General features: G+C 66.9%; 20 protein-coding genes and 2 tRNA genes. 14 read left to right on the top strand and 8 right to left on the bottom strand.

Translation table 11 applies throughout. The features are described 5' to 3' along the window. Positions 1-84: 84 nt before the first annotated feature. Positions 85-2214 carry an ATP-dependent DNA helicase RecG gene (recG, locus tag GDIA_RS00555; RefSeq protein WP_012552960.1) on the top strand — a complete coding sequence of 710 codons (2130 nt, stop codon included), beginning with the start codon at positions 85-87 and terminating at the stop codon, positions 2212-2214. A gap of 5 nt (positions 2215-2219) precedes the next feature. On the opposite strand, the gene GDIA_RS00550 is transcribed toward recG, so the two are convergent. After that, positions 2220-3218, bottom strand: coding sequence for a lipid A deacylase LpxR family protein (locus GDIA_RS00550; RefSeq protein WP_144880178.1), 999 nt, complete (start codon positions 3216-3218; stop codon positions 2220-2222). Positions 3219-3651: 433 nt separating this feature from the next. Here GDIA_RS00550 and GDIA_RS19760 point away from each other — a divergent pair, with 433 nt between their 5' ends. Then, complete coding sequence (locus tag GDIA_RS19760; protein WP_012225451.1) at positions 3652-4332, top strand: cold-shock protein; 681 nt, start codon at positions 3652-3654, stop codon at positions 4330-4332. A 64-nt stretch (positions 4333-4396) separates the two neighbouring features. On the opposite strand, the gene smpB is transcribed toward GDIA_RS19760, so the two are convergent. The 4 genes from smpB to GDIA_RS00525 all read right to left on the bottom strand — a co-directional run bounded on the left by smpB (position 4397) and on the right by GDIA_RS00525 (position 7517). Continuing rightward, positions 4397-4885, bottom strand: coding sequence for an SsrA-binding protein SmpB (gene smpB, locus GDIA_RS00540; RefSeq protein ID WP_012552957.1), 489 nt, complete (start codon positions 4883-4885; stop codon positions 4397-4399). 4 nt (positions 4886-4889) lie between these two features. After that, the gene (gene dapA / locus GDIA_RS00535; RefSeq protein WP_012552956.1) at positions 4890-5771 is read right to left on the bottom strand and encodes a 4-hydroxy-tetrahydrodipicolinate synthase; all 882 of its coding nucleotides are present in this window, start codon (positions 5769-5771) and stop codon (positions 4890-4892) included. Between the two features lie 142 nt (positions 5772-5913). After that, complete coding sequence (locus GDIA_RS00530; RefSeq protein WP_012225445.1) at positions 5914-6777, bottom strand: prephenate dehydratase; 864 nt, start codon at positions 6775-6777, stop codon at positions 5914-5916. After that, positions 6774-7517, bottom strand: coding sequence for a 3-deoxy-manno-octulosonate cytidylyltransferase (locus GDIA_RS00525; protein WP_012552955.1), 744 nt, complete (start codon positions 7515-7517; stop codon positions 6774-6776). The genes GDIA_RS00530 and GDIA_RS00525 overlap by 4 nt, the downstream gene beginning before the upstream one ends. A gap of 173 nt (positions 7518-7690) precedes the next feature. Between GDIA_RS00525 and GDIA_RS00520 the strand changes: the two genes are divergently transcribed. From GDIA_RS00520 to serA, 3 genes are all read left to right on the top strand, one after another. After that, a complete protein-coding gene (locus GDIA_RS00520) occupies positions 7691-8218 on the top strand; it encodes a c-type cytochrome (RefSeq protein WP_012225440.1) in 528 nt (175 codons plus the stop codon). 2 nt (positions 8219-8220) lie between these two features. Beyond that, positions 8221-9045, top strand: coding sequence for an inositol monophosphatase family protein (locus GDIA_RS00515; RefSeq protein ID WP_012225439.1), 825 nt, complete (start codon positions 8221-8223; stop codon positions 9043-9045). Between the two features lie 114 nt (positions 9046-9159). After that, positions 9160-10425, top strand: a complete 1266-nt coding sequence (gene serA / locus GDIA_RS00510) for a phosphoglycerate dehydrogenase (protein WP_012552954.1) — start codon at positions 9160-9162, stop codon at positions 10423-10425. A 31-nt stretch (positions 10426-10456) separates the two neighbouring features. Here serA and GDIA_RS00505 read toward each other — a convergent pair whose 3' ends face one another. After that, the gene (locus GDIA_RS00505; RefSeq protein ID WP_049762973.1) at positions 10457-10672 is read right to left on the bottom strand and encodes a hypothetical protein; all 216 of its coding nucleotides are present in this window, start codon (positions 10670-10672) and stop codon (positions 10457-10459) included. A 284-nt stretch (positions 10673-10956) separates the two neighbouring features. On the opposite strand from GDIA_RS00505, the gene GDIA_RS00500 reads away from it, so the two are divergent. From GDIA_RS00500 to GDIA_RS00485, 4 genes are all read left to right on the top strand, one after another. Then, positions 10957-11031 (top strand) — tRNA-Thr (locus GDIA_RS00500). A 181-nt stretch (positions 11032-11212) separates the two neighbouring features. After that, complete coding sequence (locus GDIA_RS00495; protein WP_012225435.1) at positions 11213-11929, top strand: hypothetical protein; 717 nt, start codon at positions 11213-11215, stop codon at positions 11927-11929. A gap of 214 nt (positions 11930-12143) precedes the next feature. After that, positions 12144-12590 (top strand): UrcA family protein, encoded by a 447-nt coding sequence (locus GDIA_RS00490; protein ID WP_012225431.1) that lies wholly within the window; start codon positions 12144-12146, stop codon positions 12588-12590. Positions 12591-12787: 197 nt separating this feature from the next. Beyond that, complete coding sequence (locus GDIA_RS00485) at positions 12788-14596, top strand: sensor domain-containing diguanylate cyclase (RefSeq protein WP_012225429.1); 1809 nt, start codon at positions 12788-12790, stop codon at positions 14594-14596. A gap of 143 nt (positions 14597-14739) precedes the next feature. Here the strand turns inward: GDIA_RS00485 and GDIA_RS00480 are convergent. After that, positions 14740-14813 (bottom strand) — tRNA-Gln (locus GDIA_RS00480). 167 nt (positions 14814-14980) lie between these two features. Between GDIA_RS00480 and GDIA_RS00475 the strand changes: the two genes are divergently transcribed. Both GDIA_RS00475 and GDIA_RS00470 read left to right on the top strand, forming a co-directional pair. Then, positions 14981-16114, top strand: a complete 1134-nt coding sequence (locus GDIA_RS00475) for a Ppx/GppA phosphatase family protein (protein WP_012225428.1) — start codon at positions 14981-14983, stop codon at positions 16112-16114. Beyond that, positions 16111-16905, top strand: coding sequence for an RlmE family RNA methyltransferase (locus tag GDIA_RS00470; RefSeq protein WP_012225427.1), 795 nt, complete (start codon positions 16111-16113; stop codon positions 16903-16905). Before GDIA_RS00475 ends, GDIA_RS00470 begins: the two co-directional genes overlap by 4 nt. 140 nt (positions 16906-17045) lie before the next feature. Here GDIA_RS00470 and GDIA_RS00465 read toward each other — a convergent pair whose 3' ends face one another. Further along, positions 17046-17963 (bottom strand): ROK family protein, encoded by a 918-nt coding sequence (locus GDIA_RS00465; RefSeq protein ID WP_012225426.1) that lies wholly within the window; start codon positions 17961-17963, stop codon positions 17046-17048. Between the two features lie 134 nt (positions 17964-18097). Here GDIA_RS00465 and GDIA_RS00460 point away from each other — a divergent pair, with 134 nt between their 5' ends. The 3 genes from GDIA_RS00460 to GDIA_RS00450 all read left to right on the top strand — a co-directional run bounded on the left by GDIA_RS00460 (position 18098) and on the right by GDIA_RS00450 (position 19669). Next, positions 18098-18355 carry a sulfurtransferase TusA family protein gene (locus GDIA_RS00460; protein ID WP_012225425.1) on the top strand — a complete coding sequence of 86 codons (258 nt, stop codon included), beginning with the start codon at positions 18098-18100 and terminating at the stop codon, positions 18353-18355. A 140-nt stretch (positions 18356-18495) separates the two neighbouring features. After that, positions 18496-18726 (top strand): exodeoxyribonuclease VII small subunit, encoded by a 231-nt coding sequence (locus GDIA_RS00455; RefSeq protein ID WP_012225424.1) that lies wholly within the window; start codon positions 18496-18498, stop codon positions 18724-18726. Between the two features lie 7 nt (positions 18727-18733). Beyond that, positions 18734-19669 carry a polyprenyl synthetase family protein gene (locus GDIA_RS00450; RefSeq protein WP_012225423.1) on the top strand — a complete coding sequence of 312 codons (936 nt, stop codon included), beginning with the start codon at positions 18734-18736 and terminating at the stop codon, positions 19667-19669. The last annotated feature ends 2 nt before the right edge of the window (positions 19670-19671 follow it).

Here is a 19671-nt window from a genome sequence, read left to right as displayed (position 1 = left end):
GTCCTATAGCCCTCCATCAGGTTCCTGTCAGCCCGCCCATCGACGCAACGACCGAAGGGCCGCCCCAGGACACGAAATCGGGAAGTGAAAGCGGTCGAACACCACGTGTCTGGCATCATCCTTCAGGACGAAAGGGGCGACAACCTCGGCCCGCTTCTGGCTCCTCTGGGCAGCCTGCCCGGGGTCGGCCCTGCCCTGGCCAAGCTGCTGGCGCGGGCCGTGCGGGGCCAGCGGGTCATCGACCTGCTGTTCCATCTGCCGGAATCGGTGGTCGATCGCCGCTATCGCCCCAGCCTGCGCGACGCCGTCCCCGGGCGGGTCGCCACGATGCAGGTCACGGTGCGGCGCATCGACGCGCCCGCGCGGGGAACGCGCCAGCCCTGGCGGGTGCTGGTGTCGGACGGCGCCGGCACGGCCGAACTGGTGTTCTTTTCCTCCTACCAGGCCCGGCGGATGCGGGTGGGATCGGCCGTCGCGGTATCGGGCACGCTGGATGCGTTCGGCGACCGGCTGCAGATGGCCCACCCCGACCATATCGTGCCGGGCGGCGACATCGACCGCATTCCGGCGCTGGAACCGGTCTGGCCGCTGACGGCCGGTCTTTTCCCCCGCCACGTGCGCGCGGCGCTGCACCAGGCGTTCCTTCCCTTTCCCCCATTGCCGGAATGGCTGGATTCCGTGCTGGTGGCCCGTCGGCACTGGCCGAATTTCGAAACCGCGCTGCGTCAACTGCACTGCCCCGAGGCCTTCCCCGACCTGCTGCGCGGCGATGCCTGGCAGGCCGCCGGCGAGCGCGCGCGCCAGCGGCTGGCCTGCGACGAACTGCTGGCCGAACAGGTCGCGATGTCCGAGGCACGGCGCCGCAACCGCAACCGCCCCGGCCGGTCCATCGTCGGCACGGGCACCCTGCGCGCCGAGGCGCTGGCCCGGTTCGGCTATACCCCGACCAGGGCCCAGCACCGCGCGGTGCGCGAAATCGATTCGGACCTCGCCGCGTCATATCCGATGATGCGCCTGCTGCAGGGCGATGTCGGGGCGGGCAAGACGCTGGTGGCGATGCTGGCCATGCTGGCGGCGGCCGAGGCCGGACACCAGGCGGTGTTGATGGCCCCCACGGAAATCCTGGCCCGCCAGCACCTGGCCACGTTCCAGAAGCTGGCGCCGGTGCCGGTGGCGTTCCTCAGCGGCAGCGTCAAGGGACGCGCGCGCAGGACCGTGCTGGAAGACATCGCATCCGGCCGCGCGCCGCTGGTCGTGGGCACGCACGCGCTGTTCCAGGACAAGGTCGTGTTCGACGACCTGGCCCTGGCGGTGATCGACGAACAGCACCGGTTCGGGGTCGAGCAGCGCCTGCTGCTGGGTGAGAAGGGCGACCGGGCCGATATCCTGGTCATGACCGCTACCCCCATTCCGCGCACGCTGCTGCTGACCCAGTGGGGCGAGATGCAGGTCAGCCGCCTGAACGAAAAACCGGCCGGACGCCTGCCCGTACGGACGTCCCTGCACGCCATGGCGTCATTGGGCGATGTGCTGGACGGAATCGGGCGCGCGATCGCACGCGGCGCCCTGGTCTTCTGGGTCTGCCCGCTGGTCACGGAAAGCGAGGCGATGGACCTGGCGGCGGCGGAGGCGCGCTTCGCCGCACTGACCGAGCGCTTCGGGCCGATCGTGGGCCTGGCGCACGGCCAGCAGGACATCGCGGTGCGCGAGGCCGCGATCGCGGATTTCGCGGCGGGGCGGACGAAGATCCTGGTCGCGACGACGGTGATCGAGGTCGGCGTGGACATCCCCGCCGCCACCATCATGGTCATCGAACACGCCGAACGGTTCGGCCTGGCGCAACTGCACCAGTTGCGCGGGCGCGTGGGACGCGGCCGCGACGAATCGTTCTGCCTGCTGCTGCATGACGACGCGCTGGGCAGCACGGCCCGGCGCCGGCTGGCCCTGCTGCGCGATACCGAGGACGGGTTCCTGATCGCGGACGAGGATTTCCGCCTGCGCGGCGGCGGCGACGTCACCGGCCGCCGCCAGTCCGGACTGCCGGACCTGCGGCTTGCGACCGGTGCGCGGCTGGACCTGCTGCTGACGATCGCGGCCCAGGACGCGCAGCGGGTCGCCGAAGGGGGCGCCAGCGAATCGCGCCGCAACGCGATCGCCCAGTTGCTGGAACTGTTCGACCGGCACGATGCCGCCCGAATCCTGCGCTCGGGGTAGTAGGCTTAGAATTTCCCGGACAGGGCCAGCGATCCGTAATTGAACAGGCCGCTGCGCGCGCCACGGAATTCCTGCGTCTGCCAGACCTGGCTGTAGGACAGGCGCATGCCGTGCCACATGATGGCGACGCCGGCGTGGATTTCGCCGACATCCCAGTTCATCGGAACATGCGGCGAGCCGCTGCGCAGCGTGTTGCCCTGCAGCGTCGCGTCATAGGCGACCGCCGATCCCGTGACGTTGCCGAAGACGTACCAGGCGACCGGGCGGGTCAGCCGGTAGGCATCGGTGCCGTCGGTGCCCGGCCCGATGGTCGGAATGCCGAAATCGCTGCGCAGCCCCTGCCCGATGCGGAACGTGTCGGCCACCGTGCCATAGATCCGGTAATCGCCGATCGCGGCCGAGGTCGCGGGCATCATGTCCATCTCGACGCCATATATATTGGCCATCGGAAGCCGCCATGTCCGGCCGCCCTGCACCTGGAACACCGGCTGGTTCGCCAACTGGTGTTTCCAGCCCAGGTTGGACGTATCCCCGATCGCGCTGTGGAATCCGTTCTGCAACTGCCGCCCCATGGCGTCGGGCCCCATGACGCCGAACTGGATTCCGAAGACAGACCGCGACAGGTCCGTGTCGTTGATCAGGTTCACGGTGCCCAGCAGCAGGCCGGCATAGGGGCGGTCGCTGGGCGACGGTGTCGCGAGCTGGGTATCGTGCGGGGTGAAGATCAACTGCTGCACGCCCAGGCTGATGCGGGTCACGCCCTTGCCCATGATCGCGTGGTTGATCGTCTCGATCGGCGCGGGCTGGTTGTCGGTGCCCGATGTCCAGTTCACGCGCAGGCCGCTGGTGTAATACTGGTCCGACGTGCCGTTGAGCGTGCTGACGGCGTCGTTTTCACCCTGGACGGTCCAGGTGCCGTACGGGTCCTGCAGCGGCGTCGCGCGGGCTGGCTGGGCTGCCATCGCCAGGCTGCCGATCCCGGCCAGCGTCCCGGCCCGCACCATCCAGCCGGTCCTCTTCCACGTCTTCGCCTGGCTCATCAGCTTCCCTTCCACCTGCTGCCCCTGCCCCTTCGAAATCCATACCCGGATTTCACGAAGCGGCATCACGACATAACGGCCTCTTTTGAACTGTGTAGATCGTTCGTCCGATCCACGAAAGCCCACCGGAAAATTCGTGATGGCCGATCCGGAAAAATTCTCATGATCACGAACGGTCATTTACGTGAAATGACGATGGAACCCCCGGCCGCGGATATGCTTATCTGTATCGGACACCGGCGCATACGTGCTAGGGTCCGTGCGGGGAAAGGACGCTGTCCGCGCCATCCGTGAAAACGGTTGGATTACGGCTTTGTAATTCCTTGATCCAGCAAGATTTCTTCATCCGGTGGCTCCTGGGACAGGACCCGCCAACTAGACCTCGGGATTACGACCGTTGAGAAGTAACAGGACCGACCGCAGCCCCCGTTCCCCGCGCCGCGGCGGATTTGACGACGATTTCATGTCGTCGCCCTCGTTTGGTGACCGCAGCGGCGGCGGTGCCCCGCGCCGGCCGATGGGCGGTGGCGCTCCGTCCCAGGTCATCGCCTCGGGCCCGGAAATCAGTGCCGCCGTCAAGTGGTTCAACAGCGAGAAAGGCTTCGGCTTCGTCGAGCTGTCCGATGGCTCGGGAGACGTCTTCCTCCACGCCAACGCGCTGGCGACCAGCGGACATGATTCCGTCTCGCCCGGAACGACGCTGGTCGTCCGCATCGGCCAGGGCCCCAAGGGCCGTCAGGTCGCGTCCGTGGTCTCGGTGGACGACAGCACCGCGCAGCCGGAACGTCCGCGCGGCTTCGGCGCCCCGCGTGCCGCCGCCGGCGGCTTTGGCGGCCGTCCGTCCCGCCCGGCCCCCGACCTGTCGCAGGCGCAGGAAATGCGCGGCGTGGTCAAGTGGTACAACGCCACGAAGGGCTTCGGCTTCATCACGCCGGAATCCGGCGGCAAGGACATCTTCGTCCACGCCTCGGCGCTGGAGCGTTCGGGCCTGACCGGCCTGACCGAAGGCCAGACGGCGAACGTGCAGGTCGTCCAGGGCCAGAAGGGTCCCGAGGCCGCGTCGATCAGCGTCGACTGACCTCCCGGTTTCCCACCGGAACACCAGACAGGGCCGCCTTCGGGCGGCCCTGTTTCGTTTGCGGCTATTCCCTGCCCTTGTTGCGCAGCAGCCGCGCCTTGTCCCGCTGCCAGTCGCGGTCGGCAATGGCCTGGCGCTTGTCCGCCTTCTTGCGCCCCTCGCCGATACCCAGCGTCACCTTGGCAACCCCACGGGCGTTGAAATGGATATCCAGCGGCACCAGGGTCACGCCATCGCGCGCGACGGCGCCCAGCAGCTTGTCCACCTGCTTGCGGTGCAGCAGCAATTTGCGGGGCGCGCGGGTTTCGAACCGCGACAGCACACCGCCCTGGTACTCGGGGATATAGCTGTTGAACAGCCAGATCTCGCCGTCCCGGTCGCCGGCATAGGCCTCGTTGATCGTGGCGCGGCCCAGGCGCAGGCTCTTGACCTCGGGGCCCTTCAGCACCATCCCGGCTTCCAGCGTTTCCAGGATCGTGTAGTTGAAGCGGCCCTTGCGGTTCTGCGCCGCGATCCCGGTCGAAATCATGCCGCTCTTTTTCTTTTCCGCCATGATGCTAGTTCAACAGCCCCGCGCCGGTCAGCGCCTCACGCACCCGCATGCGGGAGTCCTCGGCCAGCGGGGCCAGCGGCAGGCGGCAGGTCTCGCCGGCCAGGCCCAGCAGGCTGGCGGCGTATTTCACCGGGCCCGGATTGCTCTCGCAGAACAGGGCATCATGCACCGCCGACAGCCGGTCCTGGATGGCCATGGCGTCGGCCACCCGCCCGTCCTGCCAGGCGCGATGCAGTTCCGCGCACAGGCGCGGTGCGATGTTCGAGGTGACGCTGATGCACCCTTCCCCTCCGGCGGCCAGGAACGACACCACGGTCCCGTCCTCGCCCGACAACTGGGTGAACGGCTTGTGGCGGATCGCGCGGCGCACCTGCAGCGGGCGCAACAGGTTGGCCGTCGCGTCCTTGACGCCCACGATGCGCGCATGCTGCGCCATGCGGGCCATGGTCTCGACCGAGATATCGACGACCGACCGTCCGGGAATGTTGTAGATGATCAGCGGCAGGTCCGTGGCGTCGGCCACCGTCATGAAATGGCGATACAGCCCTTCCTGCGTCGGCTTGTTGTAGTACGGCGCCACGACCAGCACGCCGTCCGCGCCCACGCTCTTCGCATGCCGCGCCATGCCGACGGCCTCGGCCGTGCTGTTCGATCCGGCGCCCGCGATGACCGGGATCCGGCCCGCCACGACCTGGACGGTGTATTCGACGATGCGGGCATGTTCCTCGTGGGTCAGGGTCGGGCTCTCGCCCGTCGTGCCCACCGGGACCACGCCGGACGACCCTTCGGTGACCTGCCAGTCGACAAAGCGACCGAAGCCCGAAAAATCCAGCGATCCGTCGTCGTTCATCGGCGTAATCAGGGCCGTGATCGAACCCTTGAACATGGTCGTTTCCACTCGAATCTCGCAGTCTGAAAAATGGGCCGTTCCCGGCAGATGGCCGTCCTGCCTGTTCTGTTAATGCCGGGCGACATGGCAAGGCAACCATCCATCGCCCTCGCCCCGCCCTGCCCGGCGTCCCGGCCGGTCACTGCCCGGCCGTCTGCCCCTGGGCGTGTTCGGCCCGGAAGGGCGATCCGGGATAGACCCCGAGGATCGTCGATGTTTCGGAAAAGAACGCCAGTTCCGCCAGCGCCCCGCGCAAGGGCGCGTCGTCGGGGTGGCCTTCGACCTCCATCAGGAACTGCGTCGCGGCGAACGATCCGTCCAGCATGTAGCTTTCCAGTCGCGTCATGTTGACGCCGTTGGTCGCGAAGCCGCCCAGCACCTTGTACAGCGCCCCGGCCACATTGCGGACGCGGAACAGGACCGTGGTGATCGTGCCGGGCCGGCCCGCCGGCGGCCGCAGGGCCGTGCGCGACGCGACATAGAAGCGGGTGGTGTTGTGGGCCGCGTCCTCGACATTGCCGCGCAGGACCACCAGCCCGTTCAGTTCGGCCGCCAGCGACGACGCCACGGCCACGTCTTCGGGGTTGCCCCATTGCGCGATCAGTTCGGCCGATCCGGCGGTGTCGAATTCCACCACCGGGGTCAGGTTCAGTTCGGTGATGATGCCCCGGATCTGGGCCATGGCGACCGGATGGGTATGGACGCGCCGCGCACCGGCCAGCGTGCTGCCGGGGACGCCCATCAGGCAGTGCTCGACCCGCTGGAAATGCTCGCCGATGATGTTCAGCCCTGCCTGGGGCAGCAGGGCGTGGATATCCGGCACCCGTCCCGCCAGGCTGTTCTCGCACGCCAGCATGGCCAGGTCGGCCTGTCCGTCATGGACGGCGGCGATCGCGCCGGCGAAGGTTTCGCACGGCAGGGTGGTCCATCCCGGATAGGCCTGCCGGCAGGCCAGGTCGGAATAGGCCCCGGGCCGCCCCTGGAAGGCGATGACGCCGCTCATGCCGCCTCCGCCATGACACGGCGCGCGCGGTCCAGGTCGTCGGGGGTATCGACGCCGAACGGCGCGGTTCCGATGCGGCAGCACCCGATCGTCATTCCAGCCTCCAGGGCCCTGAGCTGTTCCAGCCTCTCCCGCCGCTCCAGCGCCGCTTCCGGCAGGCTGACGAAGCGGGCCAGCGCCGCGCGACGATAGGCATAGATCCCGACATGGTGCCACAGCGCGCCCGCCCCCCACGGCACGGCGGCGCGCGAGAAATACAGCGCCCGGGCCACCGTTCGCGCATCGTCGTCGGCAAAGGCGCAGGCGACCTTCACCACCGAATCGCGCGCGGCCTCCCCGGCGTCGGCCACCGGGCAGACCAGCGTGCCGATATCGGTCGCGGGATCGGCCAGCGGCAGCAGGGACGCGGCCAGCGTCGGCGGCGCCACCCCGGGCAGGTCGCCCTGCAGGTTCACGACGACATCGTGCCGCCCGGCCGGATCGGCCGCCCGCACCGCCTGCCACACCCGGTCGGACCCCGAGGGCAGCGCCGGGTCGGTCAGGACCGCCGTGCCGCCCGCGTCCTCGACAACGCGCGCCAGTTCGGTTTCCGCCACCGCGACGATGACGGGCCCGATATCGGCCGCCCGGGCCCGCGCCAGGACATGCAGGATCATGGGCAGCTTGCCGATCATGGCCAGCGGCTTGCCCGGCAGCCGTGTAGAGGCCATGCGGGCGGGAATGACGACGATCGGGTTCATGCGGAAAGCGAAGGCCTTATGGAAAAATGCCGGTGCGGGCACGAGACCTCGCAGACATGGGATGCGATCCTGACGGAACGATCCGGCAATGCTTCACACAAGGCGGCCCGCAGTCTAGTGTCCTGCCTCCGAAATTCATAGGCGATTTTCGGAGAAGGAGCATCGAGGCCTGGATGGACAGCAAGGACGTCAACCGTATCGGAGCCGCCATCCTGGTGGCCGCCCTGGCGCTGGGGGCAAGTGCCTGGGCCGGCTATGTGGCCATTCCGTCCGGCACGCCCGGACACCCCGCCTTCGTCCTGCCCCAGCCGGCGGTGGCGGCCGATGCCTCCGGTCCGGCGGCTGCCCCGCCCTCGATCGCCGATGCCGTCGCCCACGCCGACCCCAAGGCCGGGCAGGCCCTGGCGGCACGCATGTGCGCGATGTGCCACAGCTTCGCCAAGGACGGACCGGCGATGATCGGCCCGGACCTGTACGGCGTGCCGGGGACCGCGATCGGCGACATGCCGGGCTATGAATTTTCGGCGGCGCTGGCGGCGCACAAGGCCGAGCGCTGGACCGACGACGCCCTGTCGTCCTGGCTGGAAGGGCCGGGCCGCTTCGCCCCCGGCACCCGCATGGCCTTCCCCGGCGTGGCGGATGCCGCCGACCGGGCCGCGATCATCGCCTTCCTGCACACGCTTTCGGACGGAGCCCACTGACCATGTCCCTGGCCACGCCCCTGCCCCCGCATGACGCCGACCGGCTGGTCGCGGCGGCCATGGCCGCGGCCGACGTCGCGGGCTGCGTCATCCGCCCGTTCTTTCGCATGGGCGTCGCCGCCGACGACAAGAGCGACCAGAGCCCCGTGACCATCGCCGACCGCACGGCCGAGCGCGCCATTCGCGCCGTGCTGGCCGAACGCCTGCCGGACCACGCAGTCCTGGGCGAGGAATTCGGCCTGGAACGCGGTGGTGCGCGTTATTGCTGGGTGATCGACCCGGTGGACGGCACCCGCGCCTTCCTGACCGGGCGGCCGATCTTCGGCACGCTGATCGCGTTGCTTCAGGACGGGGAGCCGGTGCTGGGCATCATCGACCAGCCCGTTACCGGGGAACGCTGGATCGGCGTGCGGGGCCGGCCCACGCGTTATGAATCCCGCTGGCCCGGCACCGCCGGCACCCGCGAATGCCCCGAAATCGGCCTGGCGGAACTGTCCTGCACCTCGCCCGAGATGATCGCCGACGCGCCCACACCGCATTGGGATGCCCTGCGCCGGCACGCAAAGCGTGTCACGTGGGGTGGAGACTGCTACAGTTACGGCCTGCTGGCGCTGGGACAGGTCGACATCATCGCGGAATGCACGATGAAGATCTGGGACTGGGCCGCGCTGGTCCCGGTGATCGAGGGCGCGGGCGGCCGCGTCACCGACTGGCACGGCAGGCCCCTGCACGCCGACAGCGACGGCACGGTACTGGCGGTGGGCGACCCGGCGCTGCTGCCCGGCGTGGTGTCGCTGCTGACCACGGGCAGCCCCAAGCACGCATGATGGCGCCGGCCTGACGGCCGCACCACATGGCACCGATGTCCACGTCGCCCCTAGGCATTTATCCGTCGATCGGATAGGAGCGACATCTTCTTCGAATAGGCGCGAGTATTCGACATGAGCAGCGAGACCACCAGCCACCTGTCCCTTCCCAAGGACAAGATCCGCATTCTGCTGCTTGAAGGCATTCATGACAGCGCCGTGGCGCTGCTGAAGGCCAATGGGTACGAAAACGTCACGCGCCTGTCCAAGGCGCTGGAGGGCGCGGCCCTGCGCAAGGCGCTGGAAGGTGTTCACATCGTGGGAATCCGCTCCCGCACCCAGTTGACCGAGGACATGATCGCCGCCGCCGATCGCCTGATCGCCGTGGGGTGCTTCTGCATCGGGACCAACCAGGTCAACCTGCCCGCCGCGCGCGCCCATGGCATTCCGGTCTTCAACGCCCCGTTCAGCAACACCCGCTCGGTCGCCGAACTGGTGATGGGCGAGATCGTGATGCTGATGCGGCGGATCTTCCCCAAATCCGTGCAGTGTCATGCCGGCGACTGGAACAAATCGGCCGCCAATAGCTGGGAAGTCCGCGGCAAGACGCTGGGTATCGTGGGCTACGGCTCCATCGGCTCGCAATTGTCCGTCCTGGCCGAGGCGTTCGGCATGCGGGTGATCTATTTCGACGTGATCGACAAGCTGGTGCACGGCAACGCCAGCCCGGTGGAAACGCTGAACGACCTGCTGGCGCAGAGCGACGTGGTCAGCCTGCATGTCCCGCAATTGGCCAGCACCGCGAACCTGATCGGCGCGGAGCAGATCCGCGCGATGAAGCCCGGTTCGTTCCTGATCAACAATGCCCGGGGCAATGTCGTGGACCTGGAGGCGCTGGCGGCGGCCCTGCGCGACGGCCATCTGCTGGGTGCCGCGATCGACGTATTCCCCGTCGAACCCAAGGGCGCCGGGGACAAGTTCGTCTCGCCGCTGCAGGGCCTGGAAAACGTGATCCTGAGCCCGCATATCGGCGGCTCCACCGCCGAGGCGCAGGAGCGGATCGGCGTCGAGGTGGCGCGCAAGCTGATCGAATATTCCGATGTGGGCTCGACCCTCGGCGCGGTCAATTTCCCGACGGTGCAACTGCCCGAAAGCCCGCGCGGCACGCGCTTCATGCACGTCCACAGCAATGTTCCCGGCATCATGCTGCAGATCAACGAGATCTTCATGAGCGAGAACAGCAACATCACCGCCCAGTACCTGCAGACCGACGGCGAGCTGGGCTATGTGGTGGTCGAGGCCGATACCGGCCGGGATATCGACAAGGACAATCGCATCCTCGGCCGGTTGCGCAACCTCAAGGGCACGATCCGCGCCCGGCTGCTGTACCAGCAGCCCTGACGCAAGCCCCCCCTAAGTCCGCCGCCCTGATTCAGCAGCCCTGGTCCGGGCGGCCCCGCCGCTTCAGGACCCGGCGGAAATGCAGGCCCACCGCGTGGCGCAGCGCCGCCAGGTCCGGCAGGACCTGGTTGTGCAGCGCGCGGACGCTGTCATGAACGGCATAGAACCGCAGAAGGCGGCTACCGGCGACCAGGATCGCCGTGCCCAGGAAAATGCCATCGATTTCGATGATTGTCGAATTCAGCATCATTAGAAATCCAGAATACTCGTCTCAGTCGCGGGCCGGGTTCGACCCGGCCTCCAGTTTCAAAAAACGGCGCAGCGGCCTTCCGGTTTCCCGGAGACGACGCCCCTTTTCCCTGCGCCCCTTCCAACAGGATAAAACCGGCATGAATATGGCAGGCGCCCGACCCAACCCTTGACCCATGGCGGCGGGAAAGGCAGAAAGGCGCATACGGGAACACGATCGCGCCCTGCCGCCGGTCGACAGATCTCGCATCGCGACGATCCCGCGTTCCCGTTCATGTCGTTGCCGGGTTAGCACAGCGGTAGTGCAGCGGTTTTGTAAACCGAAGGCCGGGGGTTCAAATCCCTCACCCGGCACCACCGACCCTCCAGAAATCCATTGATATCTCTGGACTTTACCATACTCGCACTGCCATGCGGGCCATGATTGGGTAAAGCCGACCTTGCACTCCAAGTCTTTATTTTCAAATCATTTTTATACGGTGAGATGAGTCCGTCTCGTCACGATCCGTTCCAGACAGAAGCGTGAGAGATCCAGATTATGTTCGGATGGCCGAAGAAGAAAAATCTTTCCCGTCATGGAACACCTGACGGGCGCAGCAAGATTCTTATTACCGGTACCGGACGCGCGGGCACGACAATGCTTATGCAGCTCTTTACTGCGCTCGACTTCCATACGGGCTATACTTTCGAACAGGCCATGAAAGAGGTGGATCCCATCTCGCATGCCGGACTTGAGAACCTGGATTTTGGCCCTGAAAGCCCTTACGTCCTCAAATCTCCGAACTATGCGGACCTGCTGCTGCCGATGGTGCAGGAGGGTCAGGTCAAAATCCATGCCGCGATCGTGCCGATGCGAAATCTCTACTCCGCCGCGGAAAGCCGACGCCGTGTGACGAGAGATGCGGCCCGGACCGGCTTCGACCCCGAAATCGAATATCCGGGAGGGCTGTGGCTCACACGCACGCACGACGAACAGGAATCCATACTTGCCATCCAGTTCTACAAGATCATGTGGGGCCTGACCCTGTTCGGCGTGCGGCCCTACATGGTGGAATTCCCGAAATTTGCCGAAAAAAGCGACTATCTGTGGACACAGCTTGAACAGCTCATGAATGAACACGGCGTAACCGAGAGCGAATTTCGCGCAGCCTTCGGACGCATCTTACGAAAAGACCTGATCCACACTTTCCAACCCGTGACGGCCTCCCCTCCCATGGAGATTACGGGCGAACTCTCCGATAAGAGAAAAACATAGGGATTGTCCCGGCGCGATGGGGCCACGGCACCGGCCGCCATTCCCCGCCGCCATGCACGTCCTGCGGGTCGCCGGCCATGGCCCGGCGACGGACGATCTGGTTCTCTTCCAGGGGAATACCCATTGACTCGGGGTTCGGGGCGGGTTCGCCGGACCTTTCCGGCGGTTCGATGCCTTGGACGGAATTCCAGGCAAGGCCTGTAGGATGTGAGTCATGACAATTCCAGCATGGATGGCCGGGGCGACACGCAAGGAATGCGGCACCATTGGCACGCCCGCCACGCAGCGCCCGCATCGCAGGGGTGTGGGGATCGGCCTGTCTCTTCTGATGGGGGTACTGCCCCTCGCCCTGCCGCATGGGACCAGAGCCCAGGACAACGCGGCGAACGCCGAACGCGTCACGGTCGAGGGGGAAATCCGCCGCGTGCCGGTCTTCTTCCATCGGGCGGACGTGGAGACGCTGTGGCGCGCGCGGCACCTGGTTACCCGCCTGGACCGCGCGGCGCTGGAGGCCTGTGGCGACAACAATGCGATCGCCGAGGAGATGCGCCGTGCCATCGAGCGATCGGACTGCCGGCGCGACGCCGTCATGCGGGCGGTCAAGGACGTGAATGCCGTGACGCTGGACCGCGCCGTGGCCCGTTACGGGCTGCCGCAATAGGCCCGCGATCGGGGTGACCCGTCCGTCATGGCGTGATGCCCGTCGTCCGGTTGCGCATGCCCCCGCAGCCGGACGAGCGATGCGCGTAACGAGTATACCCGGGTCGCGTCTCGACAGGATATTTCCGATCCTGTCCCTCATTTTTCGGAAATGGTTTTGGTGATATTACGAAAGGAAGCATGATCGGGTCGTGAAAGATGACGGGCGTCTTTTTTATCAGGAACACACTATCGACCCTGCTGTTCTGCGTCATCTGGAGTATCTGCGCGCTCGCCAGCGTCACCTGGACCCGTCACGGCGGAAGCGTCTCGATGATCTGGCCGGCCAATGCGATCCTGGTCATGGCCATCCTGCGCATGCCCGCCTTCGACCACCGGATCTATCCCCCGCTGCTGTTTGTGCTGTCCAGCCTGGTCAATCTGCTGGATGGCCGGGGATGGACCACCAGCGTCGGTTTCAGCGTGGCGAACACGGTCGAGGTCATGATGGCGGCCGTCCTGGTCCACCGGATCAGTCCGGTGTCGGGCTTCTTCGAACAGGTCGACTGGGCGTTCCGGTTTGCGATCGCGATCTTCGTGTCCGTCGCATGCTCGTCGGTCATTGCCGGAGGGGCGCTGTTCCTTGGCGAAGGGCGCGACTGGCTGGGGGGAAGCGCCATCTGGATGATGGCGCACCTGCCCGGCCTGCTGATCACGGTTCCCATGCTGCTGGCCCTCATGCCCGACGGCGAAGGGCGTGAAATCCGGCGCAACGCCCCCCGGCGATTGACGGTACTGGGCCTGATGGTCCTGGTGGCCTGCATGTCGGTGGTCGTATTCGGGCAGTCGCGCTTTCCGCTGCAGTTCCTGCTGCTGCCGCCCCTGTTGCTGGCGACCTTCCATCTCTACGCCAAGGGGGCCGCGATGTCGGTCGCCATCATTACCATGATCGGCAGTTTCTTCATGTTTACCGGCGCGGGGGCCGTTACCATGCTCCACGGGCCGGCCGCACTGAAGGTCTATGTCTTCCAGCTCGACCTGGCGACGATCTTCTTCTGTGCGTTGCCCCTGGGCGCCGTGCTGACCCAGCGCGACCAGAAGGCATCGCTGGCCCAGCAGCGGCTGCAGGATTTCCATCATCTGGCCGACCGGGTCGGCGACGTACTGTTCCGCGTCGACGACGCGGGATGCTGGAGCTATCTCAACCCGGCCTATGAACAGATGTCCGGCATTTCGGTGGACAAGCGGCTGGGTCAGCCCATGCTGGACGCCGTCGTGATCGAGGACCGCGCCGCCCTGGCCCAGGCGCAGGCCGAATTGCAGTCCGGCAGCCGCGACGACCTGCGCCAGGTCGTCAGCATCTATCGCCGCGACGGAACCGTCCGGCATGTCGAAATCCTGGCCCACCGGCTGGGCGAGGGCGAAGGGTTTGGCGGCCTGATCCGCGACGTGACGGACCAGTTGACGCTGGACGCGCACAATCGCCAGATCGCCGCCGCCTATGAACAGGCCGCCAACACCGACGAACTGACCGGCCTGCCCAATCGACGCGCCTTCTTTCAGGTGCTGGACGGGCAGATGGCTGCGGCATCCTCGGTGGTCGCGGCGGCGATGCTGGACCTGGACCATTTCAAGTCGATCAACGACAAGTACGGCCACCCCATCGGAGACATCGTCCTGCGCCGCGTCGCCACGGTGGTGCGTGCGACCCTGCGGGACACCGACATGGTCGCACGGATCGGCGGCGAGGAATTCGCGGTCCTGATCACGAGCGAAAGCCGCGACCGGGCGATCAGCCTGATCCGCCGGGTGGTGCGCGCGGTATCGGCGGAATCGATCGACCTGCCGACCGGGGTGCGGTTGCAGGTCACGATCAGCGCGGGCATTGCCTGCCGCGAGGCGGGGGAAGACCGCAACGCCCTGATGTCCCGCGCCGACCAGGCCCTGTATGTCGCCAAACGGACCGGCCGCAACCGGCTGACCATCGCCGATGCATCCACGGCGGCAACACAGGCCGCGACCCCGTAAGCCACGCGGATCGCGTCGGGGCTGAGGTCTCGACCATCTGAAAAAGGAATCCGGTGGCATGGTCATGACCATGCGCCCCGATAAAATCCAAGACACCGTTTCCGGTGTCGCCATCGCGCTGAACTGGATTATCAGGAAAAATTTGGCTGGGGGACCTGGATTCGAACCAGGGCTGACCGGGTCAGAGCCGGTAGTTCTACCGCTAAACTATCCCCCAACATGACCTGTTCGGACATGGTGCCGTGCGGTGAGGGGCTGATAGCATCGGCTGTGAGGCATGACAAGCGCCTTTATGCCGAACTTTGTCTCCTCGGGCATATTTGTCTTGCCCTGCACGCGGCTGAGAACCCACTATATGCCTATTCAGCGGCAAAGGACCGTCCGATGGACAACACTATGTCCTGGCGCGATGGCCAGGAGGGACCACGACTCCCCCATGCCACGGGGTACAAGGCGAATCAGGGCGTGCCCGGCATGTACGGCGCCATCGACCTCGGAACCAACAATTGCCGGCTGATGATTGCCGCCCCCCACGAGGGCGGGTTTCGCGTCGTCGACAGCTTCAACCGCGTCGTCCGCCTGGGCGAGGGCCTGCAAAGCACCGGGCAACTCAGCGGCGATGCCATGGACCGCACGATCGAGGCCCTGCGCATCTGCGCCGCGCGGATGGGCCGCCGCCGGCTGCGCCGCTATCGCGCCGTGGCGACCGAGGCCTGCCGCCGCGCGGGTAACGGCGCCGCGTTCATCGCCCGTGCGCGCCGGGAAACCGGGCTGGACATCACCGTCATCTCGCCGCGCGAGGAAGCCGAACTGGTGATGGAAAGCTGCGGGGCGCTGCTGCATGACGACCGGCTGTCGCCTGCCCGCACCCGCGCCATGCTGTTCGATATCGGCGGTGGCTCGACCGAAATCGCCTGGGTCCGCACGGACCACCGATCGCGCCGGCAGGACCTGAACGGCTATCTCAGCCTGCCCGCCGGCGTGATTACGCTGGCCGAACAGTTCGGCGACGCCGCCTTTTCCGAGGACGGCTACCAGCGGATGGTCGACCTGGTCACGCGCCAGTTGCACGCGTTCGAACGCGTGCATTGCATCGGGCGTGAAATCAGCCGGGGCAATGTCAGCCTGATGGGGACCAGCGGCACCGTCACCACGCTGGCCAGCATCGCCCTGTCGCTGACCCGCTACAGCCGCACGGCGGTGGACGGCACCATCCTGCAATCCGGCCCGGCCCTGGGGGCCATCCGGACCCTGGCCGCCATGGGGCCCATGGGCCTGCGCCAGCATCCTTGCGTCGGTCCGGACCGGGCGGCCTATGTCCTGCCCGGATGCGCGATCTTTGAGGCGATTCATAAAATCTGGCCGGTATCCGATATCGTCGTGGCGGATCGCGGCCTGCGCGATGGTATGCTGCTGCGCATGATGCACGATTCGACCGCGATGGCTCTTCCCTCGCTGCCTTCCTCCCTTCCCTTCGCCCCGTCCTCGCTATCCTCGGTGGGCGTGTCGCATCCATGAAGCGTCGCCCCCCCGCCGGTGGCGGCAAGAAGCGGGTTCCCGGCAAGGCACTGACCAGCAGCACGACCCCTGGCGGCGCCAGCGCCCAGGCGGATTCCGGTGCCGCGCAATCGACCCGCAACCAGGCCGTTTCGCTGCGCACGGCACGCGGCCGCACGACCGCGCAGCAGCGGTGGCTCAACCGCCAGTTGAACGATCCGTATGTGCAGGCGGCCCGCAAGCAGGGCTGGCGGTCCCGCGCCGCGTTCAAGCTGATCGAACTGGACGACCGGTTCCACCTGATCCGCCCCGGCATGCGCGTGATCGACCTGGGCGCCGCCCCCGGCGGCTGGACCCAGGTCGCGGTGAAGCGCGGCGCGGCTTATGTGGTCGGCGTCGATCTGCTGCCGGTCGATCCGGTGGCCGGCGCCACGATCATTGAGGGCGATTTCAACGACCCCGACATGCCGGCCCGGCTGATCGACCTGCTGGGCGGTCCGGCCGACCTGGTCCTGTCGGACATGGCGCCCAACACGACCGGCCACGCCCCGACCGACCATCTGCGCATCATCGGGCTGGCGGAACTGGCGCTGGATTTCGCGGTGAAGGTCCTGGCCCCCGGCGGCGGGTTCGTCGCCAAGGTCTTCCAGGGCGGGTCGGAGAAGCAGATGCTCGCCCCGATGAAACAGGCCTTCGCCACCGTCCGCCACGCCAAGCCCCCGGCCAGCCGGAAGGAATCAAGTGAACTCTACGTGGTCGCCACCGGCTTCCGCCCCGAGCGGATCAGCCAGGACGACGTGGAGGCACCCTAGCCCCGGCACGCCCAGGCGCGCCTCAGATTACACCCCGGTGTTGGTCCGGCGTGGGTCTGCGAGCACCGGAGCGGAGCGGCCTGATGGGCCGTGAGCACCGGAGCGCAGCAAATCCGCGTCGGATCGCCACCAGGGCGCGTTTACGGGCCGACACCCTCGTCTCCCGACCATAGCCAGGCCGCGCCTCGCACGCCGGAGCTGTCGCCGTGGCGGTTGCGCACGATCGGCGTATTGCAGCGCGGCGTGATGACGTAGCGCGGCATCAGCAGCGGCACGCGGTCATAGATCGATTGCAGGTTGGATACGCCGCCCCCCAGCACGATGACGTCGGGGTCGAGGAAGTTGATCGCCATGGCGCAGGCCCGCGCCATGCGGTCCATATAGCGGTCCAGCGCCCCGATCGCCGTCTGGTCCCCGTCCTCGGCCGCGCTTTCGATCCCGGCGGTGCTGCGGTTGCCCGGTCCCTTCCAGTCCTGGGCCAGGGCCGACCCGCTCAGATAGCGTTCCAGGCAGCCCTCGTTGCCGCAGAAGCATTTGGGCAGCGGCATTTCCTCGATTCGCGGCCAGGGCAGCGGCACGTGTCCCCATTCCCCGGCAATGTGATGGGCGCCGATCAGCAGCTTGCCGTTCACGATGATGCCGGCACCCATGCCGGTGCCGATGATCACGCCAAGGACCACGCCGAATCCCGCGCCCGCGCCGTCCACGGCCTCGGACAGGGCGAAGCAGTTGGCGTCGTTCTCGACCCGGACCTCGCGCCCCACGGCGGCGGTCAGGTCGCGGCCGAACGGCTGGTTGTTCAGCCACGTCGCGTTGGCGTTCTTGATGACGCCGGTGTCTGGGCTGATCGAACCCGGAATGCCGATCCCGACGGTCCCCTGGCCGCCCAGTTCCGTGTCCACGCCCGCGACGAGGTCGCGGATGGCGGTGATCGCGCCGTCATAATAGCCCGGGTTGACGATGCGCCGCCGGACGAGTTCCTGCCCGTCCTTACGGGCCAGAGCTGCAATCTCGATCTTGGTCCCGCCGAAATCGATCCCGATCCGATAGTCGGTCATGTCCATCCCGTAATCCGTGATATTTTCTATGGAGGCTGATTCTTTTATGGTGTGTCGGTCCATGTCGTAAAGACAGCCGGTAAGCGGGCGTTTCCACCCTCCCCCGGCGCCCTTGCCTCCGGAGATTCCATGTCATGAGCGAGACCGTGCTCGACGTCAAAGGGCTGAGCTGCCCCCTTCCCGTACTGAAGGCCAACCGGGCCCTGCGCGGCATGCGGCCCGGCGACCGGCTGCGCGTGGTGGCCACCGACCGCGCCAGTGTGGCGGATTTCCAGGCTTTTTGCCGCGAGACCGGCCATGCGCTGATCGCGTTCGGCGAGGATGCGGGCGTGCTTTCCTTCGTCATCCGCCGCCGTCCCGAGCAGGCACCGGCCACCGATCCCGGCAGTTAGACGGCTTATTTTCGCATTCGTTCCAAAGACGTGGCCCAAATGCCACAAGCTGCACAAATTCATGTCATATCCCCTACGCCCTTGGCAGAAGCGCCCGGCAGGGAGTAATTCCTCCGCCTCATGATGGAAGTATCGCACCCATGACGGAAGACCTGTCCCAGCTCTCCTTCGAAGACGCCCTCGCCCAGTTGGAAGAGATCGTGCGTCAGTTGGAAGGCGGGCAGTTGCGGCTTCAGGACGCCATCGCGTCCTATGAGCGGGGTGCGGCCCTGAGACGATATTGCGACACCAAGCTGAACGAGGCCGACGCCCGCGTTCAGGCGATTATCCAGCGCGCCGATGGCGCGCTGGAGACGAAATCTATGGATTGATGCGCCGATGAGCCAGACAACTGCGACAGCCCACATGGAGAACTCCGCGGATCGCGCCAGCCTGCTGCGGTCCTCCCTGTCGAACAGGGCGACGGCCATCGAGGCCGCGATCGACAGCCTTCTTCCGCCGGTGCCGGGCGCCGAAGGCCGGGTGGTGGACGCGATGCGCTATGCGACGCTGGGCGGCGGCAAGCGGCTGCGCGGCTACCTGACGGCGGAGGTCGCAAGCCTGTTCGGCGTGGAGCCCGCCCGGGCCTATCGGGTCGCCGCATCGGTCGAGATGCTGCATGCCTATTCACTGGTGCATGACGACCTGCCGGCGATGGATAATGACGACCTGCGCCGCGGCCAGCCTTCGACGCACAGGAAATTCGACGAGGCCACCGCCATCCTGGCCGGTGATGCCCTGCAGACCATGGCCTTCGAGATCCTGACGGACACCGCGACCCACCCCAGCGCCACCATCCGCATCGGCCTGGTCGCGGCGCTGGCCGCCGCGTCGGGCGCCGCCGGCATGGTCGGCGGCCAGATGATCGACATGGATGGCGAGGGCCGCGCCCTTTCGCTGCCCGAGGTCGAGCGCCTGCACGCGCTGAAGACCGGCTGCCTGATCCGCTACGCGGCGGAAGCCGGGGCGATCCTGGGCGACGCGGACCTGCCGGCGCGCGCGCGCATCGCGGCCTATGGGCGCGACCTGGGCGCCGCCTTCCAGATCGCCGACGACGTGCTGGACGCCACGGCCAGCGCCGAGGAACTGGGCAAGACCGCCGGCAAGGACCAGGCCGCGGGCAAATCCACCTATGTCGCCCTGCTGGGCGTCGACGGCGCCGCGCGCGAGGCGCGGCGTGTGGCCGAACAGGCCGAATCGCATCTTGATGTTTTCGGTGCCGAAGCCGACAGGCTCCGGAATCTCGTCCAGTACGTGGTCGATCGCAGGAGCTGAGT

Source organism: Gluconacetobacter diazotrophicus PA1 5 (assembly GCF_000021325.1).
GTDB lineage: Bacteria > Pseudomonadota > Alphaproteobacteria > Acetobacterales > Acetobacteraceae > Gluconacetobacter > Gluconacetobacter diazotrophicus.
Note: the sequence above shows the minus strand (reverse complement) of the source record. Positions and strands in the feature narration are given on the sequence as shown.

Coding starts and splice junctions, on each gene's coding strand:
- GDIA_RS00550 (WP_144880178.1), bottom strand. CDS start 3,218: ATGGTGCGGGCCGGGACGCTGGCCGGGATCGGCAGCCTGGCGATGGCA.
- smpB (WP_012552957.1), bottom strand. CDS start 4,885: ATGGCGGAAAAGAAAAAGAGCGGCATGATTTCGACCGGGATCGCGGCG.
- dapA (WP_012552956.1), bottom strand. CDS start 5,771: ATGTTCAAGGGTTCGATCACGGCCCTGATTACGCCGATGAACGACGAC.
- GDIA_RS00530 (WP_012225445.1), bottom strand. CDS start 6,777: ATGAGCGGCGTCATCGCCTTCCAGGGGCGGCCCGGGGCCTATTCCGAC.
- GDIA_RS00525 (WP_012552955.1), bottom strand. CDS start 7,517: ATGAACCCGATCGTCGTCATTCCCGCCCGCATGGCCTCTACACGGCTG.
- GDIA_RS00520 (WP_012225440.1), top strand. CDS start 7,691: ATGGACAGCAAGGACGTCAACCGTATCGGAGCCGCCATCCTGGTGGCC.
- GDIA_RS00515 (WP_012225439.1), top strand. CDS start 8,221: ATGTCCCTGGCCACGCCCCTGCCCCCGCATGACGCCGACCGGCTGGTC.
- serA (WP_012552954.1), top strand. CDS start 9,160: ATGAGCAGCGAGACCACCAGCCACCTGTCCCTTCCCAAGGACAAGATC.
- GDIA_RS00505 (WP_049762973.1), bottom strand. CDS start 10,672: ATGCTGAATTCGACAATCATCGAAATCGATGGCATTTTCCTGGGCACG.
- GDIA_RS00495 (WP_012225435.1), top strand. CDS start 11,213: ATGTTCGGATGGCCGAAGAAGAAAAATCTTTCCCGTCATGGAACACCT.
- GDIA_RS00490 (WP_012225431.1), top strand. CDS start 12,144: ATGACAATTCCAGCATGGATGGCCGGGGCGACACGCAAGGAATGCGGC.
- GDIA_RS00485 (WP_012225429.1), top strand. CDS start 12,788: ATGACGGGCGTCTTTTTTATCAGGAACACACTATCGACCCTGCTGTTC.
- GDIA_RS00475 (WP_012225428.1), top strand. CDS start 14,981: ATGGACAACACTATGTCCTGGCGCGATGGCCAGGAGGGACCACGACTC.
- GDIA_RS00470 (WP_012225427.1), top strand. CDS start 16,111: ATGAAGCGTCGCCCCCCCGCCGGTGGCGGCAAGAAGCGGGTTCCCGGC.
- GDIA_RS00465 (WP_012225426.1), bottom strand. CDS start 17,963: ATGACCGACTATCGGATCGGGATCGATTTCGGCGGGACCAAGATCGAG.
- GDIA_RS00460 (WP_012225425.1), top strand. CDS start 18,098: ATGAGCGAGACCGTGCTCGACGTCAAAGGGCTGAGCTGCCCCCTTCCC.
- GDIA_RS00455 (WP_012225424.1), top strand. CDS start 18,496: ATGACGGAAGACCTGTCCCAGCTCTCCTTCGAAGACGCCCTCGCCCAG.
- GDIA_RS00450 (WP_012225423.1), top strand. CDS start 18,734: ATGAGCCAGACAACTGCGACAGCCCACATGGAGAACTCCGCGGATCGC.